Annotated in this window: 15 protein-coding genes; 11 read left to right on the top strand and 4 right to left on the bottom strand. The window is 37.0% G+C overall.

The annotated features are described in order from the left end of the window. The first annotated feature begins 124 nt into the window (after positions 1–124). From G7051_RS02670 to G7051_RS02630, 9 genes are all read left to right on the top strand, one after another. The gene (locus G7051_RS02670) at positions 125–1,078 is read left to right on the top strand and encodes a pectinesterase family protein (RefSeq protein ID WP_166198331.1); all 954 of its coding nucleotides are present in this window, start codon (positions 125–127) and stop codon (positions 1,076–1,078) included. Positions 1,079–1,202: 124 nt separating this feature from the next. After that, positions 1,203–2,753, top strand: coding sequence for a glycoside hydrolase family 28 protein (locus G7051_RS02665; RefSeq protein ID WP_166198329.1), 1,551 nt, complete (start codon positions 1,203–1,205; stop codon positions 2,751–2,753). Beyond that, positions 2,750–4,375: a rhamnogalacturonan acetylesterase gene (locus G7051_RS02660; protein WP_166110598.1), complete on the top strand. Its 1,626-nt coding sequence runs from the start codon at positions 2,750–2,752 to the stop codon at positions 4,373–4,375. Before G7051_RS02665 ends, G7051_RS02660 begins: the two co-directional genes overlap by 4 nt. A gap of 693 nt (positions 4,376–5,068) precedes the next feature. Continuing rightward, the gene (locus G7051_RS02655) at positions 5,069–5,854 is read left to right on the top strand and encodes a rhamnogalacturonan acetylesterase (protein WP_166198327.1); all 786 of its coding nucleotides are present in this window, start codon (positions 5,069–5,071) and stop codon (positions 5,852–5,854) included. Then, on the top strand, positions 5,854–7,482 hold the full coding sequence (locus G7051_RS02650) for a glycoside hydrolase 43 family protein (RefSeq protein WP_166198325.1): 1,629 nt from the start codon (positions 5,854–5,856) through the stop codon (positions 7,480–7,482). The genes G7051_RS02655 and G7051_RS02650 overlap by 1 nt, the downstream gene beginning before the upstream one ends. Positions 7,483–7,579: 97 nt before the next feature. Then, positions 7,580–8,566, top strand: coding sequence for an alpha/beta hydrolase (locus G7051_RS02645; protein ID WP_166198323.1), 987 nt, complete (start codon positions 7,580–7,582; stop codon positions 8,564–8,566). A 118-nt stretch (positions 8,567–8,684) separates the two neighbouring features. After that, positions 8,685–9,284 carry a LuxR C-terminal-related transcriptional regulator gene (locus G7051_RS02640; RefSeq protein WP_166198322.1) on the top strand — a complete coding sequence of 200 codons (600 nt, stop codon included), beginning with the start codon at positions 8,685–8,687 and terminating at the stop codon, positions 9,282–9,284. Further along, complete coding sequence (locus tag G7051_RS02635; protein WP_166198320.1) at positions 9,281–9,979, top strand: hemerythrin domain-containing protein; 699 nt, start codon at positions 9,281–9,283, stop codon at positions 9,977–9,979. Before G7051_RS02640 ends, G7051_RS02635 begins: the two co-directional genes overlap by 4 nt. 238 nt (positions 9,980–10,217) lie before the next feature. Beyond that, the gene (locus G7051_RS02630; protein ID WP_166198318.1) at positions 10,218–11,171 is read left to right on the top strand and encodes a hypothetical protein; all 954 of its coding nucleotides are present in this window, start codon (positions 10,218–10,220) and stop codon (positions 11,169–11,171) included. A gap of 72 nt (positions 11,172–11,243) precedes the next feature. On the opposite strand, the gene G7051_RS02625 is transcribed toward G7051_RS02630, so the two are convergent. From G7051_RS02625 to G7051_RS02610, 4 genes are all read right to left on the bottom strand, one after another. Further along, the gene (locus G7051_RS02625) at positions 11,244–11,612 is read right to left on the bottom strand and encodes a VOC family protein (RefSeq protein ID WP_166198316.1); all 369 of its coding nucleotides are present in this window, start codon (positions 11,610–11,612) and stop codon (positions 11,244–11,246) included. A gap of 93 nt (positions 11,613–11,705) precedes the next feature. After that, positions 11,706–12,509, bottom strand: a complete 804-nt coding sequence (locus G7051_RS02620) for a helix-turn-helix domain-containing protein (RefSeq protein WP_166198314.1) — start codon at positions 12,507–12,509, stop codon at positions 11,706–11,708. A gap of 150 nt (positions 12,510–12,659) precedes the next feature. Further along, entirely contained in the window at positions 12,660–13,922 is a 1,263-nt protein-coding gene (gene pgk, locus G7051_RS02615) for a phosphoglycerate kinase (protein ID WP_166198313.1), read from the bottom strand. Between the two features lie 306 nt (positions 13,923–14,228). After that, positions 14,229–14,663: a hypothetical protein gene (locus G7051_RS02610; RefSeq protein WP_166110568.1), complete on the bottom strand. Its 435-nt coding sequence runs from the start codon at positions 14,661–14,663 to the stop codon at positions 14,229–14,231. 312 nt (positions 14,664–14,975) lie between these two features. Between G7051_RS02610 and G7051_RS02605 the strand changes: the two genes are divergently transcribed. Beyond that, positions 14,976–15,968: a MoxR family ATPase gene (locus tag G7051_RS02605; protein WP_166198312.1), complete on the top strand. Its 993-nt coding sequence runs from the start codon at positions 14,976–14,978 to the stop codon at positions 15,966–15,968. 83 nt (positions 15,969–16,051) lie between these two features. Further along, positions 16,052–16,930 carry a DUF58 domain-containing protein gene (locus G7051_RS02600; RefSeq protein ID WP_166110562.1) on the top strand — a complete coding sequence of 293 codons (879 nt, stop codon included), beginning with the start codon at positions 16,052–16,054 and terminating at the stop codon, positions 16,928–16,930. The last annotated feature ends 38 nt before the right edge of the window (positions 16,931–16,968 follow it).

Below are 16,968 nucleotides of genomic sequence, written 5' to 3'. Positions count from 1 at the left end.
TATGATAACTATTACGGATTATTAAACCGAGCGAGTAATATATTGTAGTTTATAACAGGCTTTGGCTGTTTTGTTTACCAAAGAAATAACAGGTCGGCGACCTTACCTTAAATTTTTTGACCGCATGAGAAAAATTCTTTTACTCTTTTTATTATTTGCCTCATTCGGGGCATTTGCTCAAGATAAGTATGATATTATTGTAGATCGTAATGGACGGGGACATTTCCGTACTATTCAGCAAGCAATAGATTCCGTACGGGCGTTTGATCCGTCGGGGCTTAAAACAATTTATATCAGATCGGGAGTTTATAAAGAGAAATTAGTTCTTCACTCCTATCTTACCAATGTAAAACTGGTAGGTGAGGATATGGAAAAGACAATTATTACCTATGACGATCATGCGAATATAAACAAGATGGGAACTTTCAAAACGTATTCATTTCTCATTCAGGGAAATGATATAACGGTTGAAAATCTTACCATCGAAAACTCATCTCTTCAATTGGGGCAGGCAGTAGCACTTCATGTCGAAGGAGACAGGGTTATTTTCCGTAAATGCCGCTTTCTTGGACATCAAGATACTATTTATGCCGGAAAGCAGGGACAAAGGCAGTATTTCGAAGATTGCTACATTGAAGGCACTACCGATTTTATTTTCGGGCCATCGACTTGCTGGTTCGAGCGATGCGAAATTTTTTGCAAAAAGAATTCATATATCACGGCAGCTAATACGCCTGAGGATATAGAATTCGGATATATTTTCAATAATTGTACAGTGAAATTAGCAGACGAAGTTACCGAAATGTATTTGGGGCGTCCGTGGCGTGCCTATGCCATGACTCTTTTTATGAATACATACTTACCCAAAGGCATCAGCCCCAAAGGGTGGGATAACTGGCGAAATGCTGAAAACGAAAAGACAGCCCGCTATATGGAATACAATAATTCAGGGGAAGGTGCTAATACCTCCGAGCGTGTAAAATGGGCAAAAATATTAACGAAGAAGGAAGCCGAAAAATATACCGTATCCAATGCCCTTAAGGGGTGTGATAACTGGAATCCTACGGCAATAAAATAAATAAGTTCGCAGAACTATTTATTGCTTTGGCAAGCAAAACAACGATAGGTTGTTATGCCTTTAAGATGTGTCATTAAATATTTTCTTTTACTTAAAGAGGCACGAAGCCTTAAAACGTTTAATTATGAAGAAGACTTTTTTACTGATTGTATTTTCTCTCTCGATTTTAGCCTTACAAGCTAAAGTGTATAATATGCAGACTTTAGGTGCAGATTTGACAGGAAAGAAAATATGTACAGATTTAATCAATAAAACAATAAAGAAGGCAGCGTCCGAAGGTGGAGGAACAATCTATTTCCCTGCCGGAAATTATCTGACAGCAGCTATTCACCTCGAAAGTAATATCACATTGGATATAGAGTCGGGTGCAGTACTTCGATTTTCGGATCGATTTGAAGATTATCTTCCTTTCGTTAAAGTACGTTGGGAGGGTGTATTTATGAATAGTTTATCGCCACTGATCCATGCCGAGAAAGTGGAGAATATCACGATCAAAGGTCGGGGAAAGATAGACGGACAGGGTTTTAAGTGGTGGGATGAATCGAAGCGTTTTATTAATGAGATTAATGCAACAGGAAAAACTTCATCAACCAATCAATTGCAGCAACTATGGCTCGATGCCAACAAAAATATAAAAGTTTCGCCTTATTACGAAAAGACGTTGGAGCGTAAATTTTTTCGTCCTCCGTTTATTCAATTTTTGGAATGTAAGAATATCCATATAGAAGGTATCACGATTGTAAACTCGCCTTTCTGGACAATCAACCCAATCGGATGCGATGATATAGTAATACACGGTGTCACTATAAATAACCCTTCGAGCAATCCTAAGGGACATAATACGGATGGAATTAATCCCGAATCGTGCCGTAATGTACGTATTTCGGATTGCTTTATCAGTGTAGGAGATGATTGCATAACGATCAAATCGGGACGTGATGAAGATGGACGTATCTATGGCAGACCTTGCGAAAATCTGACCATTACCAACTGTGTAATGCTTGCCGGTCACGGAGGGGTTGTTATCGGCAGCGAAATGTCGGGAGGAGTTAAAAAAGTCGCTATCTCTAATTGCGTATTTAATGGTACGGATGCAGGTATCCGTTTAAAATCGTCAAGAGGACGTGGAGGTGTGGTTGAAGAAATACGAGTGAGTAATATTGTGATGAATAATATTCAGCGTAATGCATTCATATTCGATCTTTTCTATGATAAAGATTCTAAGGAAGAGCCTGTTTCGGATCGTACACCCGTATTTCGTAATGTGCATATAAGTGATGTTACGGGTAGTGATATCAAAAAAGTGGGATATATAACTGGTATCAACGAGATGCCGATTTCAGAGATTTCTTTTTCGAATATAAATATGACTGCCGACGAGGGTTTCACGGCTAAGACAGCCACGAATATCCAATTTCACAATGTCGATTTAGCCGTAAAGAAAGGTGCATCTTTTGCTTTCGACGATTGTAAAGACATTGTTTTGGATAATGTAAGATCAAAAGCACCGCTAAGCAATCAGCCGATTGTTGAATTGAATAATGTGAGTAATGTTTTAATAAATAATTGTTTTCAGTTAACTTCTGCTGATATTTTTTGCCAAATAAAAAACAGTAATGTTATATGGGGAAATAATTTTTTGAGTAATGTAAAAACTCCAAGAGTAGACAAATGAGATATAGTAGAATATTTATCAGCTTTTTACTTTTAGGTTTTTTCCTTTTGGGAGGGACGCTTTCTGCTCAAATTAAAATACTGACTATTGGCGACTCAACAATGGCAAACTACGATGAGGACAAAAATAGTGGAGAGAAAGAAATGAGAGGATGGGGACAAATGTTACCCTTGTTTCTGACAGGTGATATTCAATCGGTCAATGCAGCTAAAAATGGAAGAAGTTCTAAATCGTTTTATTACGAATTCTGGAGAAATTTAAGAAACAGTTTAAAACCGGGGGATTATGTTTTTATTCAATTCGGGCACAATGATGAAAAGGCTGCGGGACAGGATACTGATCCCAATGATGAAACTGGACGTGGTACAGCCGCTTGGGGGCAATATCAAGGATATCTGCAAAGATATGTTGATGAATCACGCGAAAGAGGAGCTATCCCTATTTTGTTTACACCTATCGTAAGAAGACTATTTAATGAAAATAATCAAATCACAGGACAAGGGTTGCATAGTTTGACGGAATTGGCTCCTGACGATTCAACAATGAACTATCCTATGGCGATGCGGTCTCTTGCCCGTGATTTGTCGGTGCCTTTGGTCGATATGACGTTGTTGACTCAACAGGTGGTTCTCGAATATGGTGCAGAGAAATCGAAAGAAATTATTTATGCCAACAATGATAATACCCATTTAAAAGCAATGGGGGGAATACTATATGCCAGACTTGCTGTTGAAGACTTGATGAGGCAAGGTATATTGACCAACTACCTCACATTGTCGTCTGATATAAATATAAAGCCTGTGGAATGGGATTTCGGATCGCAGTTTTTAGGGCGATCTACGGTGAAGATGTTTACATTGCAGGGCTTGAATCTTAATCCAAAATCTGGAACAGTAAAACTTTCAATAGAATCGCCATTCGAATTGCTGGCAAGTAAAAGCGGAAGTCCTCAAAAGGAATTATCAGTATCCTATACTGATGGTAATTTGAGCTATCCTGTTTTTGTGCGTTTTAATCCTGATAAGGCAAAAAACTATGAGGGTAACCTGTTATTATCAGTTGACAATAAAGTGTATCAAAAAATAGGAATAAAAGGAGCCGGATTGTCTGTAAAAGATGCTCAAAAGGTGCAAACCGACTGGTCTGTAAATTTACGGGAAAGCCTATTAACAGCCAATAATATTGCAGTAAAGGCTGAGGTTGTCGGGTTGAAATTTGTAGACAAGAATAATGACGTATTATTGACTACATTAGACAATAAATGGCCCGTAGGGGATATTGATCTCAATGCTTCCCGCTATTTAGAATTAGCTATATCAGCTCCCAGAGGTACATTCTATCTGGATTCGTTAAGCTTCGAAATGGGGGCTTTAGGTGGCAAATATATGACCTTTACCGCTTTGGCATCGTTAGATAAGAGCTTTGCCGAGAGCGAAGATATTGCTGTTATGGATGATCTTCCCAATGAGAAATTTAAGACATATACATTCAATAAAGTACTGAAAATACCGCAAGGCGAAACGTTCTATATTCGTTTCTATCCTTGGTATAAGATGGAAGCTGACGATAAGTATATCAGTATAAGAAATGTGAAAATTCAAGGGCTTTTATTTGAGAAATAAATAACTACGTTCTTTAAATGTATTGCTAAAGATTTTATGTGGCTTAAAATCAATATGTTTATCTATAAGTAATACGAATCAGTAGTTGTTTTGTTTAATGTTCTATTTTCTAACGCACCCTATCGGGTTTGTTTTTCATTTTGCCTTGATGCAAAACGAAACAAAAGATCAAGACTTAGCCTCTTTGCCCGACCCGCTACGGACTCGAAAGCTAAAACAAAAGAAAAACGTTTATCGATAATATCCTTTTGTTTCTTAACGCTTTCTTCACCCTGCGGGTACCCCGTGCAACCGGCAAGGTCAGGAAGCCTGACGGATAAAAGCCACGCAGCACAAAGCCTTTTTGATTCCTTTTGTGGCTTACTTTGGGCAAACAACGTTCGACGAAGCGAAGGCGAGTCAAAAGGAATACAAGCAATCTTTGATTGCGCGTAGTAAAAGACAATTAAATAGAACATATAATCTCAACTACCGATTCACATAAGTAATATAAAGGCTCTTTGAAAAATAGGAAATAGGTGACAATAGCAAAACATCGAAAAAGTTGTCACTTTTGTCACTTTTGTAATGTTTTCAAGACTTATTTATTGATAGATAGCCGTTTAGGTAATTCGCGAAAGTGTACAGTGTTAGCTTATTTGTAACTTAATTGGGTCTGTTGTCACTTTTTCTTAATTAATACCTTGATTAACAGTGAAAAAACTAATTATAATATCCGTTACTCTTGTAACCTTTTGCTTGTTTTTTGCAGGGAAAAATCGACCTGTACATTTATTTATGGCAGGCGATTCTACTATGGCTCTTAAGCCGTTATACAAAAATGTGTGGGATAGTATAGCAGGTGACAGTATTTCGGAAGTTTTCCCCGAAAGAGGATGGGGACAACTTCTCCCTGAGTTTTTTTATCAGAATATTGTTATCGAAGACTATGCCCAGAATGGAAGAAGTTCACGCACATTTATTGAGCAGGGATGGTGGAAAAAGATTCTGGATAATGTGCAAGCGGAAGATTATGTAGTAATCCAATTCGGACATAACGATTCGGCAGAAGATCGTCCAGATCGTTATACACCACCAAAACAGTATGTCGAAAACCTTACTTGTTTTGTGGATGAGGTAAAAGCTAAAGGGGCAATTCCCATTATTTGTACTTCGGTGGTGAGAAGGCGTTTCGACTCGAAAGGTGTATTTCAGGATTCACATGGTGAGTATGTAGAACTGGCTCGTCAGGTGGCAAAAGATAAAAATGTATTGATGATAGATATGTATGAGAGGAGTAAGCAGCTTTTGATTGATTTAGGAAAGGATCAATCGGCATCGCTATTTTTACATATCGAAGCAGGGGAAAATAAAATCTTCCCCCAAGGAAAAATAGATAATACACATTTCAAAGAAACCGGCGCACGAATAATGGCATCCTTATTCGTCGAAGGATTGAAAGAGAACAATGTAAAACCTTTAATCAAAGAAATAAAATAATGAAAATAATCAGAAAAAGCATACTTGTACTATTGCTGTGCTGTGCAATGTCAGGAATGAATGCTCAAAATAATATCTCGAAAACTTGGGTTTCGGATCAGGGAAACGGAATGTATAAAAATCCTGTTTTGTATGCTGATTATTCCGATCCTGATGTTTGCAGGGTAGGGGATGATTATTATATGACGGCATCGAGTTTCAATTGTGTGCCCGGATTACCGATTCTTCATTCTAAGGATTTGGTTAACTGGACTGTTATTGGTTATGCCATTGATAAACTGACCCCCGACTCAATCTTTTCGAAGGTAGAACATGGTGGTGGAGTTTGGGCTCCCGCCATTCGATATCATAAAGGGGAGTTTTATATTTATTATGGTGATCCTGATCAGGGGATATTCATGACAAAAACGAAAGACCCTGCCGGAACGTGGGAGCCTCTTGTGATGGTAAAAGAGGGAAAGGGTCTGATCGATGCTTGCCCTTTATTTGATGATAATGGAGATGTATATCTGGCTCATGCATATGCCGGAAGCCGTGCAGGGATAAAGAGTCTTTTGGCAGTAACACGCCTTACTCCCGATGGAAAGAAAGCGGTAGGAGAGTCGCGTATTATTTATGACGGACACGATCTTGACCCTACTATCGAAGGGCCTAAATTCTACAAACGCAACGGATATTACTACATATTTGCTCCTGCAGGAGGTGTTGCTACAGGTTGGCAGTTGGCCATGCGTTCGAAAGATGTTTTTGGACCTTATGAACGTAAGGTGGTAATGGATCAGGGTAAAACTCCGATTAACGGACCTCACCAAGGTGCTTGGGTGGATACAGAAATGGGCGAAGATTGGTTTATACATTTTCAGGATGTGGGAGCAGTGGGTCGAATTACTCACCTTCAACCGATGGTGTGGAAAAATGACTGGCCTGTGATTGGAATAGATAAAGATGGTGATGGTTGCGGCGAACCCGTACTCACCTACAAGAAACCCAATGTAGGTAAAACGTATCCGATAGCTACCCCCGCCGAAAGTGACGAATTCTCGGCTAATACATTAGGTTTGCAATGGCAGTGGCATGGTAACCCCCAATCGTGGTGGTATTTTGCCAATCAAGAGAAAGGTTGTTTAAGCTTGTATTCAGTGCTTGTTTCAGACGATTATAAAAGTTTATGGGATGTTCCGAATCTACTTTTGCAAAAGATTCCTGCACCCGACTTTACGGCTACTGTGAAATTGACTCTTAAACCCGATCCTCGATTTACGGGTGAAAGAACAGGGCTGGTAGTGATGGGCTTGGATTATGCTTTGCTATCGTTTGAAAATACTGCCGATGGTTTCGTGCTTTCTCAATCGGAATGTATAAACGCAGAAAAAGGAACTAAAGAATCGGTAAACGCTTCAGTAAAGTTAAAAGAACCTACCGTTTATCTGCGGGTAAGAATGACTGAAGGAAACAAATGTACATTCAGTTATAGTGCAGATGACAAAAAATATATAACATTAGGTAATGAGTTTAAGGCGAAAGAAGGTAAATGGATTGGTGCTAAAATTGGTACATTCTGCTCTCGTCCCATTCCGAAAAATGATGGAGGAAGGGTCGATGTAGACTGGTTTAGGTTAGAAAAGTAGTCAGTGATGATTATTAGTTTTTGTATCTAGTTATGGTTATTAAGAGCGGAGGTTTAGTAGTTTTGCCTCTGCTCTTGATTAGTATAAAATCCAGCTAATGAAATGTATAATAATAACGATAGTTCTCCTGTTAGCCGGAAATATGCTCCCGGCTCAGGTAATGGTTGAAGGTATACCTCGTGATACATCCTTTACGGTCTATAGTACTTATATTAAGGAGAGTAAAAAACGTCCTTACATAAGAATCGTCAAACCCCATTTGCCCGATAATGTAATTGCCAGAGAAGGTATTGTTTATTCGCAACCGACGGCAGACAGATCGTTGCATGTAAATCTTTATAGACCTGACGATGACAAAAAGTACCCTGCCTTATTGATGATACATGGGGGAGGTTGGAGTTCGGGCGATTTATCTCAGGAGATACCTATGGCACAGCAAATAGCTTCACAGGGATATGTTACTGTTCCTGTTGAATACCGCTTATCCCCCGAAGCCCTTTATCCTGCGGCTGTACATGATCTGAAAACAGCTCTTCGATGGATGCGGGCTAATGCCGAACGGTACGGAATTGATACTACCCGAATAGCCGTGTCGGGATGCTCGGCAGGAGGTCAGTTGGCTACCTTAGTCGGAGTAACTAATGGACAGCTTTCTTATGAAGGAGTTAATAGGGAATATCCTAATCACTCGAGTGAAGTACAAGCGGTGATAAACATAGACGGAATCTCAGACTTTACTACTAAAGAATCTCTGGATGGTGTTGTAGAAGCAATTTCTAAGAATAAAGTTTCTGCCTCAGTTAAATGGTTGGGAGGCACTTATGAGGAGAAAAAAGAGCTTTGGATGGAAGCTTCACCTGTTTATTGGGTGACCGGTAAGTCTGCCCCTATTTGTTTCATAAACAGTTCTATTCCCCGGTTTCATGGAGGACGGGATGAGATTATTGACAAATTATCAGGATACAACATATCTACCGAAATGCACTCATTACCCGATACACCTCACCCGTTTTGGTTGTTCGAACCTTGGTTTGAACCCACCGTAAAGTACATGACAGATTACTTAAATAAGATATTTAAGTGATTTTGATTAGTTTTCGCTGTATTTTTCTGTTAAAAGTTTAAACTGAGACTTGTCTGCTCGGATTTAAATAACGTTCTTTGTGCTTATAAAGAATGATTCTAGATAAGAAGCTAAAACAATGGCAAATTTAAGTAAGGTCTTAGCAGTTGCTGAAACTTCATATATTATAAGAAAGGGATTAGTATACACACTTTCTCAATTGCCTATTGTATCGAAGGTGGTTGAGTTGAAAGAATTGGAGGATATTAATTATCAGCTTGGAATATTGAAGCCGGATGCAGTTCTTATCAACCCCATGTTGTTGGGGCATTCGCACAAGGGAGATGTGAGGCAGCATCTGAATATAGAAAAACATATACCGTTGATTGCATTGGTATATAATATGATAGACGAACGGTTTTATCAGTCATATGATGCTGTAATCAGAATAAATGATTCGGAGGCTAAGATTGAAGAAGTACTTTCGGCATGTTTGAATAAGGATGTATCGAAAGTCTCCGATCAGGAAGAATTAAGCGATCGTGAAAAGGAAATACTTATAAGTATTGTAAAAGGGATGAGCAATAAAGAGATTGCCGAACATCATAATATATCGATACATACAGTTATTACACACAGACGAAATATAGGACGCAAACTCGAAATACATAGTGTTTCGGGGCTTACAATCTATGCAATATTAAATAAATTAGTAGACATTAAAGACATACAATTATGAGCAATATAACGGTAAAATATAGTAAGGCAATGAAAATGTCGGATCTTATTGATGCTGATTACAAATTATTGCTTTTGTTGACTCGTCTTAAGTTCTCTTTGGGATTTGGAGATAAAAGTGTTGAAGCTGTTTGTGAACAATACAATTTTGATCCGAGATGCTTCTTGTTTCTGGCAAATATTCAGTCTAACAAACCGATTATGGATGTTCAGGAGGAGTTTAATAAGCTGCCTCTAGAGCCATTTCTATATTATTTGAAATGTTCCCATGAATATTTTCTGGAAAGTCGATTACCCAATATCAGACGCAAATTAAAGCTGATTTTTTCGGAAGAAGAGTCAAGCCTTGAGAAGTTGGTGTTGGACTTCTTTGACAATTATAAGAAAGAAGTATATGAACATATGAAATACGAAGATAATACAGTATTTCCATATGTGCAGGCATTGATGAATAAGTCTAATGAGGATAAATACTCTATTAATATCTTTGAGGAGCGCCACAACAATATCGAGGAAAAAATAGCTGACCTTAAGCGTATTCTACTCAAATATGTATCAGGAGTAAAAGATCAGGCTTTGATGACTAACATTTTGCTCGAATTGTATATGTCGGAAGAAGAGCTTGAAGCACATACTTTTATCGAAGATAGCTTAGTTATTCCTCGGGTAAAAAATATCGAAAAAGGACTTCTCTAATTAGAGCAAGTTAACAAATGTGATTCCATTCTACATAAATAGATTTATAAAAGTAGTAGAAAGTTGAAGGTAATGTGTTAATATACCAAACTTTTATATTACTTTTATTTCTGTATGAAATCTGTTCTTTAAAACCTTATAGCCTATTTTATAAGGTTATTATTTTATTTACGTTTACACATTATACTAACTATTATGAGAATAAACCTTAATATTTATATTATTCAAATATCATAGAATGAAACTTTTTTGTAGAAAAGTATTGTTCTTTGTTGTATTATTGAGCAGTATTACTTTCTTTATTGTCTTCTTTTTGAATAATATAGTACAAGATAATCGATATTATAAATTATCGCCACATACAAAATATCTATTTGTAGGTAGCTCTTTTGTTTCTTGTAGTATACGTGATTCCGAAATTGATGGGGCTGTAAATTTAGCCTTAGCCGGAGAGTCATTCTTCTATTCGTACACAAAAATCAAAAAAATAATAGATGTAAATCCTGAATTGAAGTATATTTTTCTTGACTATTCTAACTTTAAGTTAACTAAGATAATGGATAGGTTTATATGCACAGATATGTATTTATCTACCCAGTATTTGAGATATGCTCCTCTTATTGAGAATCGTGAAAAATTAGCTGTTTTAGGAGAGAATCCTCTTGGCTTTTTATCAATACAACCTGTAATTGCCAGAGATAATATTGGTTTCCTTAAATGGGGCGGGACTTTTTATCCTTCCTATAAATATTGGGGAGGTTACGATGAATTTCATTTCTCGAAAACCGATTCACTGATTAGAGCTAACCATCAAGCTAAAGCTACACAACAAGACATATTCGAAGTGGGTTCTGTTAATTTAGAATATCTGGTAAAGATAAAAGAGGTATGTGTCGAGAAAGGTGTTAATTTGATTTTATTTAGAACTCCTACACATGCTCTGGATCCTTATCGGGCTAACGAGGAATTTCTTCAAACTTACAGAAAAGAAAATCTTTCAGATATTACTTTTCTGGATTTTCACGACTTTCCTCTTGAAAACAAAGAATTCCTAGACTTAGATCACCTCAATTATTTAGGGGCTACAAAGTTTTCATCTTTTTTAAGTAGCTTAATAAAAGATAGTCTTTGGATTGTTGACGATAACCAAGAGTATATTGAGCGAAATATTAGAGCACAAAGAACGAAATAGAATCAGTTTATCAGTTGCTTAAAGCTATTATAAGCAAGAGTCAGTATTTAATAATGCTGACTCTTGTGCTTTTTATAGATCAGAGTACAAGCCGATACTGTTTCCTTCGGAGTCGATACAGACAGAGAAGTAGCCTCTGTTTTCGGCTTCAATTTTCGTTTTAGGAATTACTGTTTTTCCTCCATTTGCTTCAACTGTAGCAAGAGAGTCTTCGATGCTATCACAATTTAAACTAATCAGTACGCCGTCTTTCGAAGGTTTAAAAGTTGGCGACCATGAGATAGCTCCGGGGCAAACCCCACTTTCTTCAGGAAAGAATGCCATTTTTTCTTGTCCCCAATCATGGACTGATAGTTTAGTGTTTAAAACCGATTGGTAAAACTTGACAGCTCTGTTTAGGTCAGTAGCGGGAATCTCAAAAAATGCAATTAACTTTTTCATAAAATCTGATTTTAATTAGAGATATTGATCTCTGTTTGACTTTACAAAAGTAGAATTACTCATTTGGCTAAACTTGTAAAAAAAGGACATTACTTAAAGGGTCGAAAAGTAATCGGAGTAAGGATTACAAGCTGCAATAAATTCAGTCGGAGTACAGCCTGCAAAGATTCTAAATTCTTTGATAAGATGTGGTTGATCGTAATACCCACATTCAAAAGCTAATTGAGTAAGGCTTATTTTCGGATTAGTCTGCAGAATATACAATGCTCTTTGAAAACGAATAATACGTGTAAACTCTTTGGGCTTAGCACCCACATATTCAGTGAATATACGAGAGAATTGTTTGTAGCTGAGACAGGCTACGTCAGAAAGTGAAGTAATCTCTATTTGAGGTTGGTTATTTACTGCCTCTATGGCTGCTACAATTCGTTTATAGTTGTAATCATCAAAAGCATGTAGCTGTTTAATAAAATGTTTCTCAATAAGTTCAATCGATGATAGGCTATCGCGATTATCTTGAATTTGTTTTTCGAGTTCTTTGAGTGCAATATCTCCAATGTCATGTACTGAAATACAATTATTGAAGAATTCACTCATTGGTAAACTAAAAAAGGCTCTTGCTCCGAAGGGTTGAAATACAACAACAATCATATCTACATTTCCTGTTGAAGTCAGTTCCGTAAATCCGGTGGATAAGCCGCCTACAAATGATTGTGGTTGTAATTCGTTGGATGTTTCGGAAAACATTCTGCTTGCCCGATGAAAAATGAGATTGATGCAACCAACGGGAATACTTGTTTCCGATATTTCGGAAATAGTATCTACTTTCAATAGCCAATAATATCTGATGTAAGGAGCAAGTAAAGGTGATGGGTATATTATGTTGAAAGTTTCCAAAATAGATCAAATGAGATGATTAGCAAGAATCAAAGGTAAACGATAATTTGTTTCAATACTTGTAAAAAAAGGACATTTAATTCTAAAATAGAAAAAGAGCCTATTCCAATCGGAACAGGCTCTTTTTGCTTTTATATATTTAAGCTTAGCTTAAAATCCTCTGATTGCTTTGATTCCAGGAAGAATTTTACCTTCGATGAACTCAAGTAATGCACCACCACCCGTTGATACATAAGAAACCTGATCAGCAAGACCAAATTTATTTACGCATGCAACTGAATCACCTCCTCCAACAAGAGAGAAAGCACCGTGTTTAGAAGCTTCAGCAATAGCTTTAGCAACTACTTCTGATCCGTGAGCAAAATTATCGAATTCAAATACTCCAACCGGACCATTCCAAAGAATAGTTTTAGAGTTTTTGATAACTTCCGAAAATTCAGCTTCACCTTTAGGACCTATGTCAAAACCAGACCATCCGTCAGGAATTGCATTAGCTTCAGCAAACTGAGTATTAGCGTCGTTGCTGAATTTGTCTCCTAGTTTAGCGTCGCTAGAAAGTATTATGTTTACATTGTTAGCTTTCGCTTTTTCCATAATTTCTTTAGCCAACTCTAATTTATCGTCTTCACAAAGAGAGTTACCGATTTTTCCGCCTTTAGCTTTCTCAAATGTAAATGCCATACCACCACCGATGATTAGGTTATTTACTTTCGAAAGTAGGTTTTCGATAATGTCAATTTTAGAAGATACTTTAGATCCTCCGATGATTGCAGTAAATGGACGAGCTGGATCTAGCATGATCTTATCAACAGCATCGATTTCTTTTTGCATCAAAAATCCAAACATTTTGTATTCTGCATCAAAATAATCAGCGATCAATGCTGTAGAAGCATGAGCACGGTGAGCGGTACCAAATGCATCATTTACATAAACATCAGCATAAGAAGCCAAAGTTTTAGTAAAATCTTTTTGTTTTTCTTTAATTGCTTTTTTTGCAGCAGCTTTTTCGTCATCCGAAGCATCATCAGCTAAACCTCTAGGTTTGCCTTCTTCTTCAGCATAGAAACGAAGGTTTTCTAACAAAAGAGCTTCTCCCGGTTGTAAAGCAGCAGCTTTCATTGCAGCTTCTTCTCCAGCACAGTCATTCGCAAACTGAACGTCTACACCTAAAAGTTTAGATACATGTCCAAGAATGTGTTTCAATGAATATTTGTCTTCAACTCCTTTAGGACGACCTAAGTGAGATGCAATAATAGGGCTACCTCCGTCTGCAAGAATTTTTTTCAAAGTAGGAAGAGCCGCACGAATACGTGTGTCATCTGTAATGTTGAAATCAGCATCAAGAGGCACATTAAAGTCAACTCTCACAAATGCTTTTTTACCGGCAAAGTTGAATTTGTCAATTGTTATCATAACTGTTTGTAATTAAAAATATTTAGTTTTTATCGTTTTTGCTTTTCCTGGATGGGTTTTAATCCAAAGGGACACAAATATACAAAATTATGTTTGAAGATATTTTTTGTTTTGGTACAAAAACTTCTAAGAAAATCCAATACTAAATATCCAGAGGTTTACTTTGCTCTGATTTTGCCGCCAAACATTCGTTATCGTTGCCGATAATATGGTAAATAATACTTTGTGTATAAATGTAAAAGCGGCTTTAGTTGATTTTTCTCACTAAAGCCGTCTTGTATATTCTATATGGTCATCACACGATAATTATGCTACTGTTTCGTCTGTTTTCTCTTTTCTGAAATATCCCCATAAAACCCAAACAATAAATAATATTACAATAGGCTTTAATCCTATCTTGTTCCAAAGCGAAGGACTTGGATTCTCAGGAAGTTCAATGTTGTATTCTTTTTTGATTGCTTCTATGTCTTCGCTGGTTAATGCCCAGGCAGTTTCTTCATCGTCAGATACAAGCGAATATTCGGGTGTGCCATAGTTCCACAACGGAAGCCAAAAGATACCAAACTGATCATAAGCGACGCCTACATTTACATGTTTTCCTTCTAATATAACATCAGCAGGCAATTCTTTCAGAGTTTCAAATTTAGGTCCGTTGTGATATACAACTACACCTTTGGCTTGGATATCTTGAGCTGCACAAAGTGTGAATAAAGCGAAAATAATTACAATCATTTTTTTCATAAATAGCTATTTTTTAGTGTGTAAATAAGATTCCTCTATGCAAGGATTTCTTAAGAGAGGTGCAAAAGTATAAATAAAATCTAATAGTTCAAAGGCTCGATTAGTCAGAGCCGTAAGTGGAGGTTTTTTTATAAAAAAAGTGATCTTTGGGTTTATAATGTTGTAAATTGCAAAAAACCGTTGTTCACACTAAGATTGTTGCCTTAGCTTAATCTTTTTTAACGACAAAATATTCATTCTGAGATTTAACATTAATAAATTTGTCAGTCTTTTAACGAAAATCAAAAAATAAACAATATAATATTTCTACTTATGGCTCAAGTTGATATTCGCGAATTAAATGAACGCATAGAAAGTAAGAGTGCGTTCGTTAATATGATAATGATGGGTATGGACAAAGTGATAGTCGGACAAAAGCATTTGGTCGAATCACTACTGATCGGATTGTTGTCTGACGGTCATATATTGCTCGAAGGGGTACCCGGGTTGGCAAAAACGCTGGCTATTAAAACCCTAGCTTCTCTAATTGAAGCCGATTATCACCGTATACAGTTTACGCCCGACTTGTTGCCTGCCGATGTTGTCGGTACAATGATATACAGTCAAAAAAACGAAGAATTCCTGATTAAAAAAGGGCCTGTATTTGCCAACTTTGTATTGGCGGATGAGATTAACCGTGCTCCTGCTAAAGTACAAAGTGCTTTACTAGAAGCTATGCAGGAACGTCAGGTTACTATTGGCGAAACTACATTGAAATTGCCAAAACCATTCCTTGTAATGGCTACACAAAACCCGATAGAGCAAGAGGGTACATATCCGCTACCTGAAGCTCAGGTTGACCGTTTTATGTTGAAGGTCGTAATTAATTATCCAAAGAAAGAAGAGGAAAAATTAATTCTTCGTCAAAATATCAATGACGCTTATGAAGAGATAAGACCAGTCTTGAAAGCAGATGAAATACTAGAAGCTCGTAAAGTTGTAAAGGATGTGTATCTGGATGAAAAGATAGAAAAATATATTGTTGATATTGTATTTGCTACACGTTTCCCCGCTGATAATGGTTTGCCATCATTGAAAAATATGATTGCATTTGGAGCATCACCTCGTGCATCAATCAGTTTAGCATTAGCGTCAAGAGCTTATGCATTTATCAAACGCAGAGGGTATGTAATTCCCGAAGATGTAAGAGCTGTTGCTCATGATGTATTACGTCACCGTATTGGTCTTACTTATGAAGCCGAAGCAAGTAACACAACTTCAGACGAAATTATTAGTGAAATACTAAATAAGATAGAGGTTCCATAAATCAGTTAACTGTAAATAGTTAACGGTCATCAAATAATGGGTAGTTACCCAATAAATAGATAAGCGATGATAACTGAACAATTATGGAAACAAGTGAATTACTAAAAAAAGTCCGTCAAATAGAAATCAAAACCCGGGGATTGTCTCGCAATATTTTTGCAGGACAGTATCACTCTGCATTTAAAGGCAGGGGGATGGCTTTCTCGGAGGTAAGGGAATATAATTATGGTGATGATATTCGCGATATTGATTGGAATGTGACTGCCCGATATAATAAGCCCTTTATCAAGATTTTTGAAGAAGAGCGTGAAATGACTGTTATGCTGCTTATTGATGTTTCGGGAAGTCTTGACTTTGGAACTCAAAATGCAACCAAACGTGATATCGTAACCGAAATAGCGGCTACTTTATCTTTTTCGGCAATTCAGAATAATGATAAGATCGGTGTAATATTCTTTACCAATAAGATCGAAAAGTTTATACCTCCTAAAAAAGGAAAGAAGCACATTTTGTATATCATTCGTGAACTTCTCGATTTTCAGCCTACACAGACTCAGACAGACTTGACTATGGCATTAAAGTTCTTAACTAATGCCATAAAGAAGAGATGTACAGCTTTTCTTATTTCAGACTTCTTGGATGTATATGATTACCAAAATGCTTTGACGATAGCCAATCGTAAGCATGACTTGGTTGCATTACAGATATATGATAAGTTGGAAGTTGAATTACCCTCAGTTGGTTTAATGAAAATGGTAGATGCCGAAACTCAGGAAGAAACATGGGTGGATACATCTTCGAAGAAAGTCAGAGAGCGTTACAATAGACATTATCAAAAATTACTGTTTGAAGTACAGCAGTCTTTCACGAAGAGTAGAGTCGATAATGTGTCTATGAGTACCGATCAGGATTACGTAAAGGGTCTTTTAGCTTTATTTCAGAAACGAAATTATATGAGATGATATGTTCTTTGAAGGGTTTTGCCCATAAGGTTGAAATG

This window comes from Dysgonomonas sp. HDW5B (genome assembly GCF_011299335.1).
Lineage (GTDB): Bacteria > Bacteroidota > Bacteroidia > Bacteroidales > Dysgonomonadaceae > Dysgonomonas_A.
The sequence above is the reverse complement of the archived record's forward strand: the minus strand, read 5'-3'. Positions and strand labels throughout refer to the sequence as shown.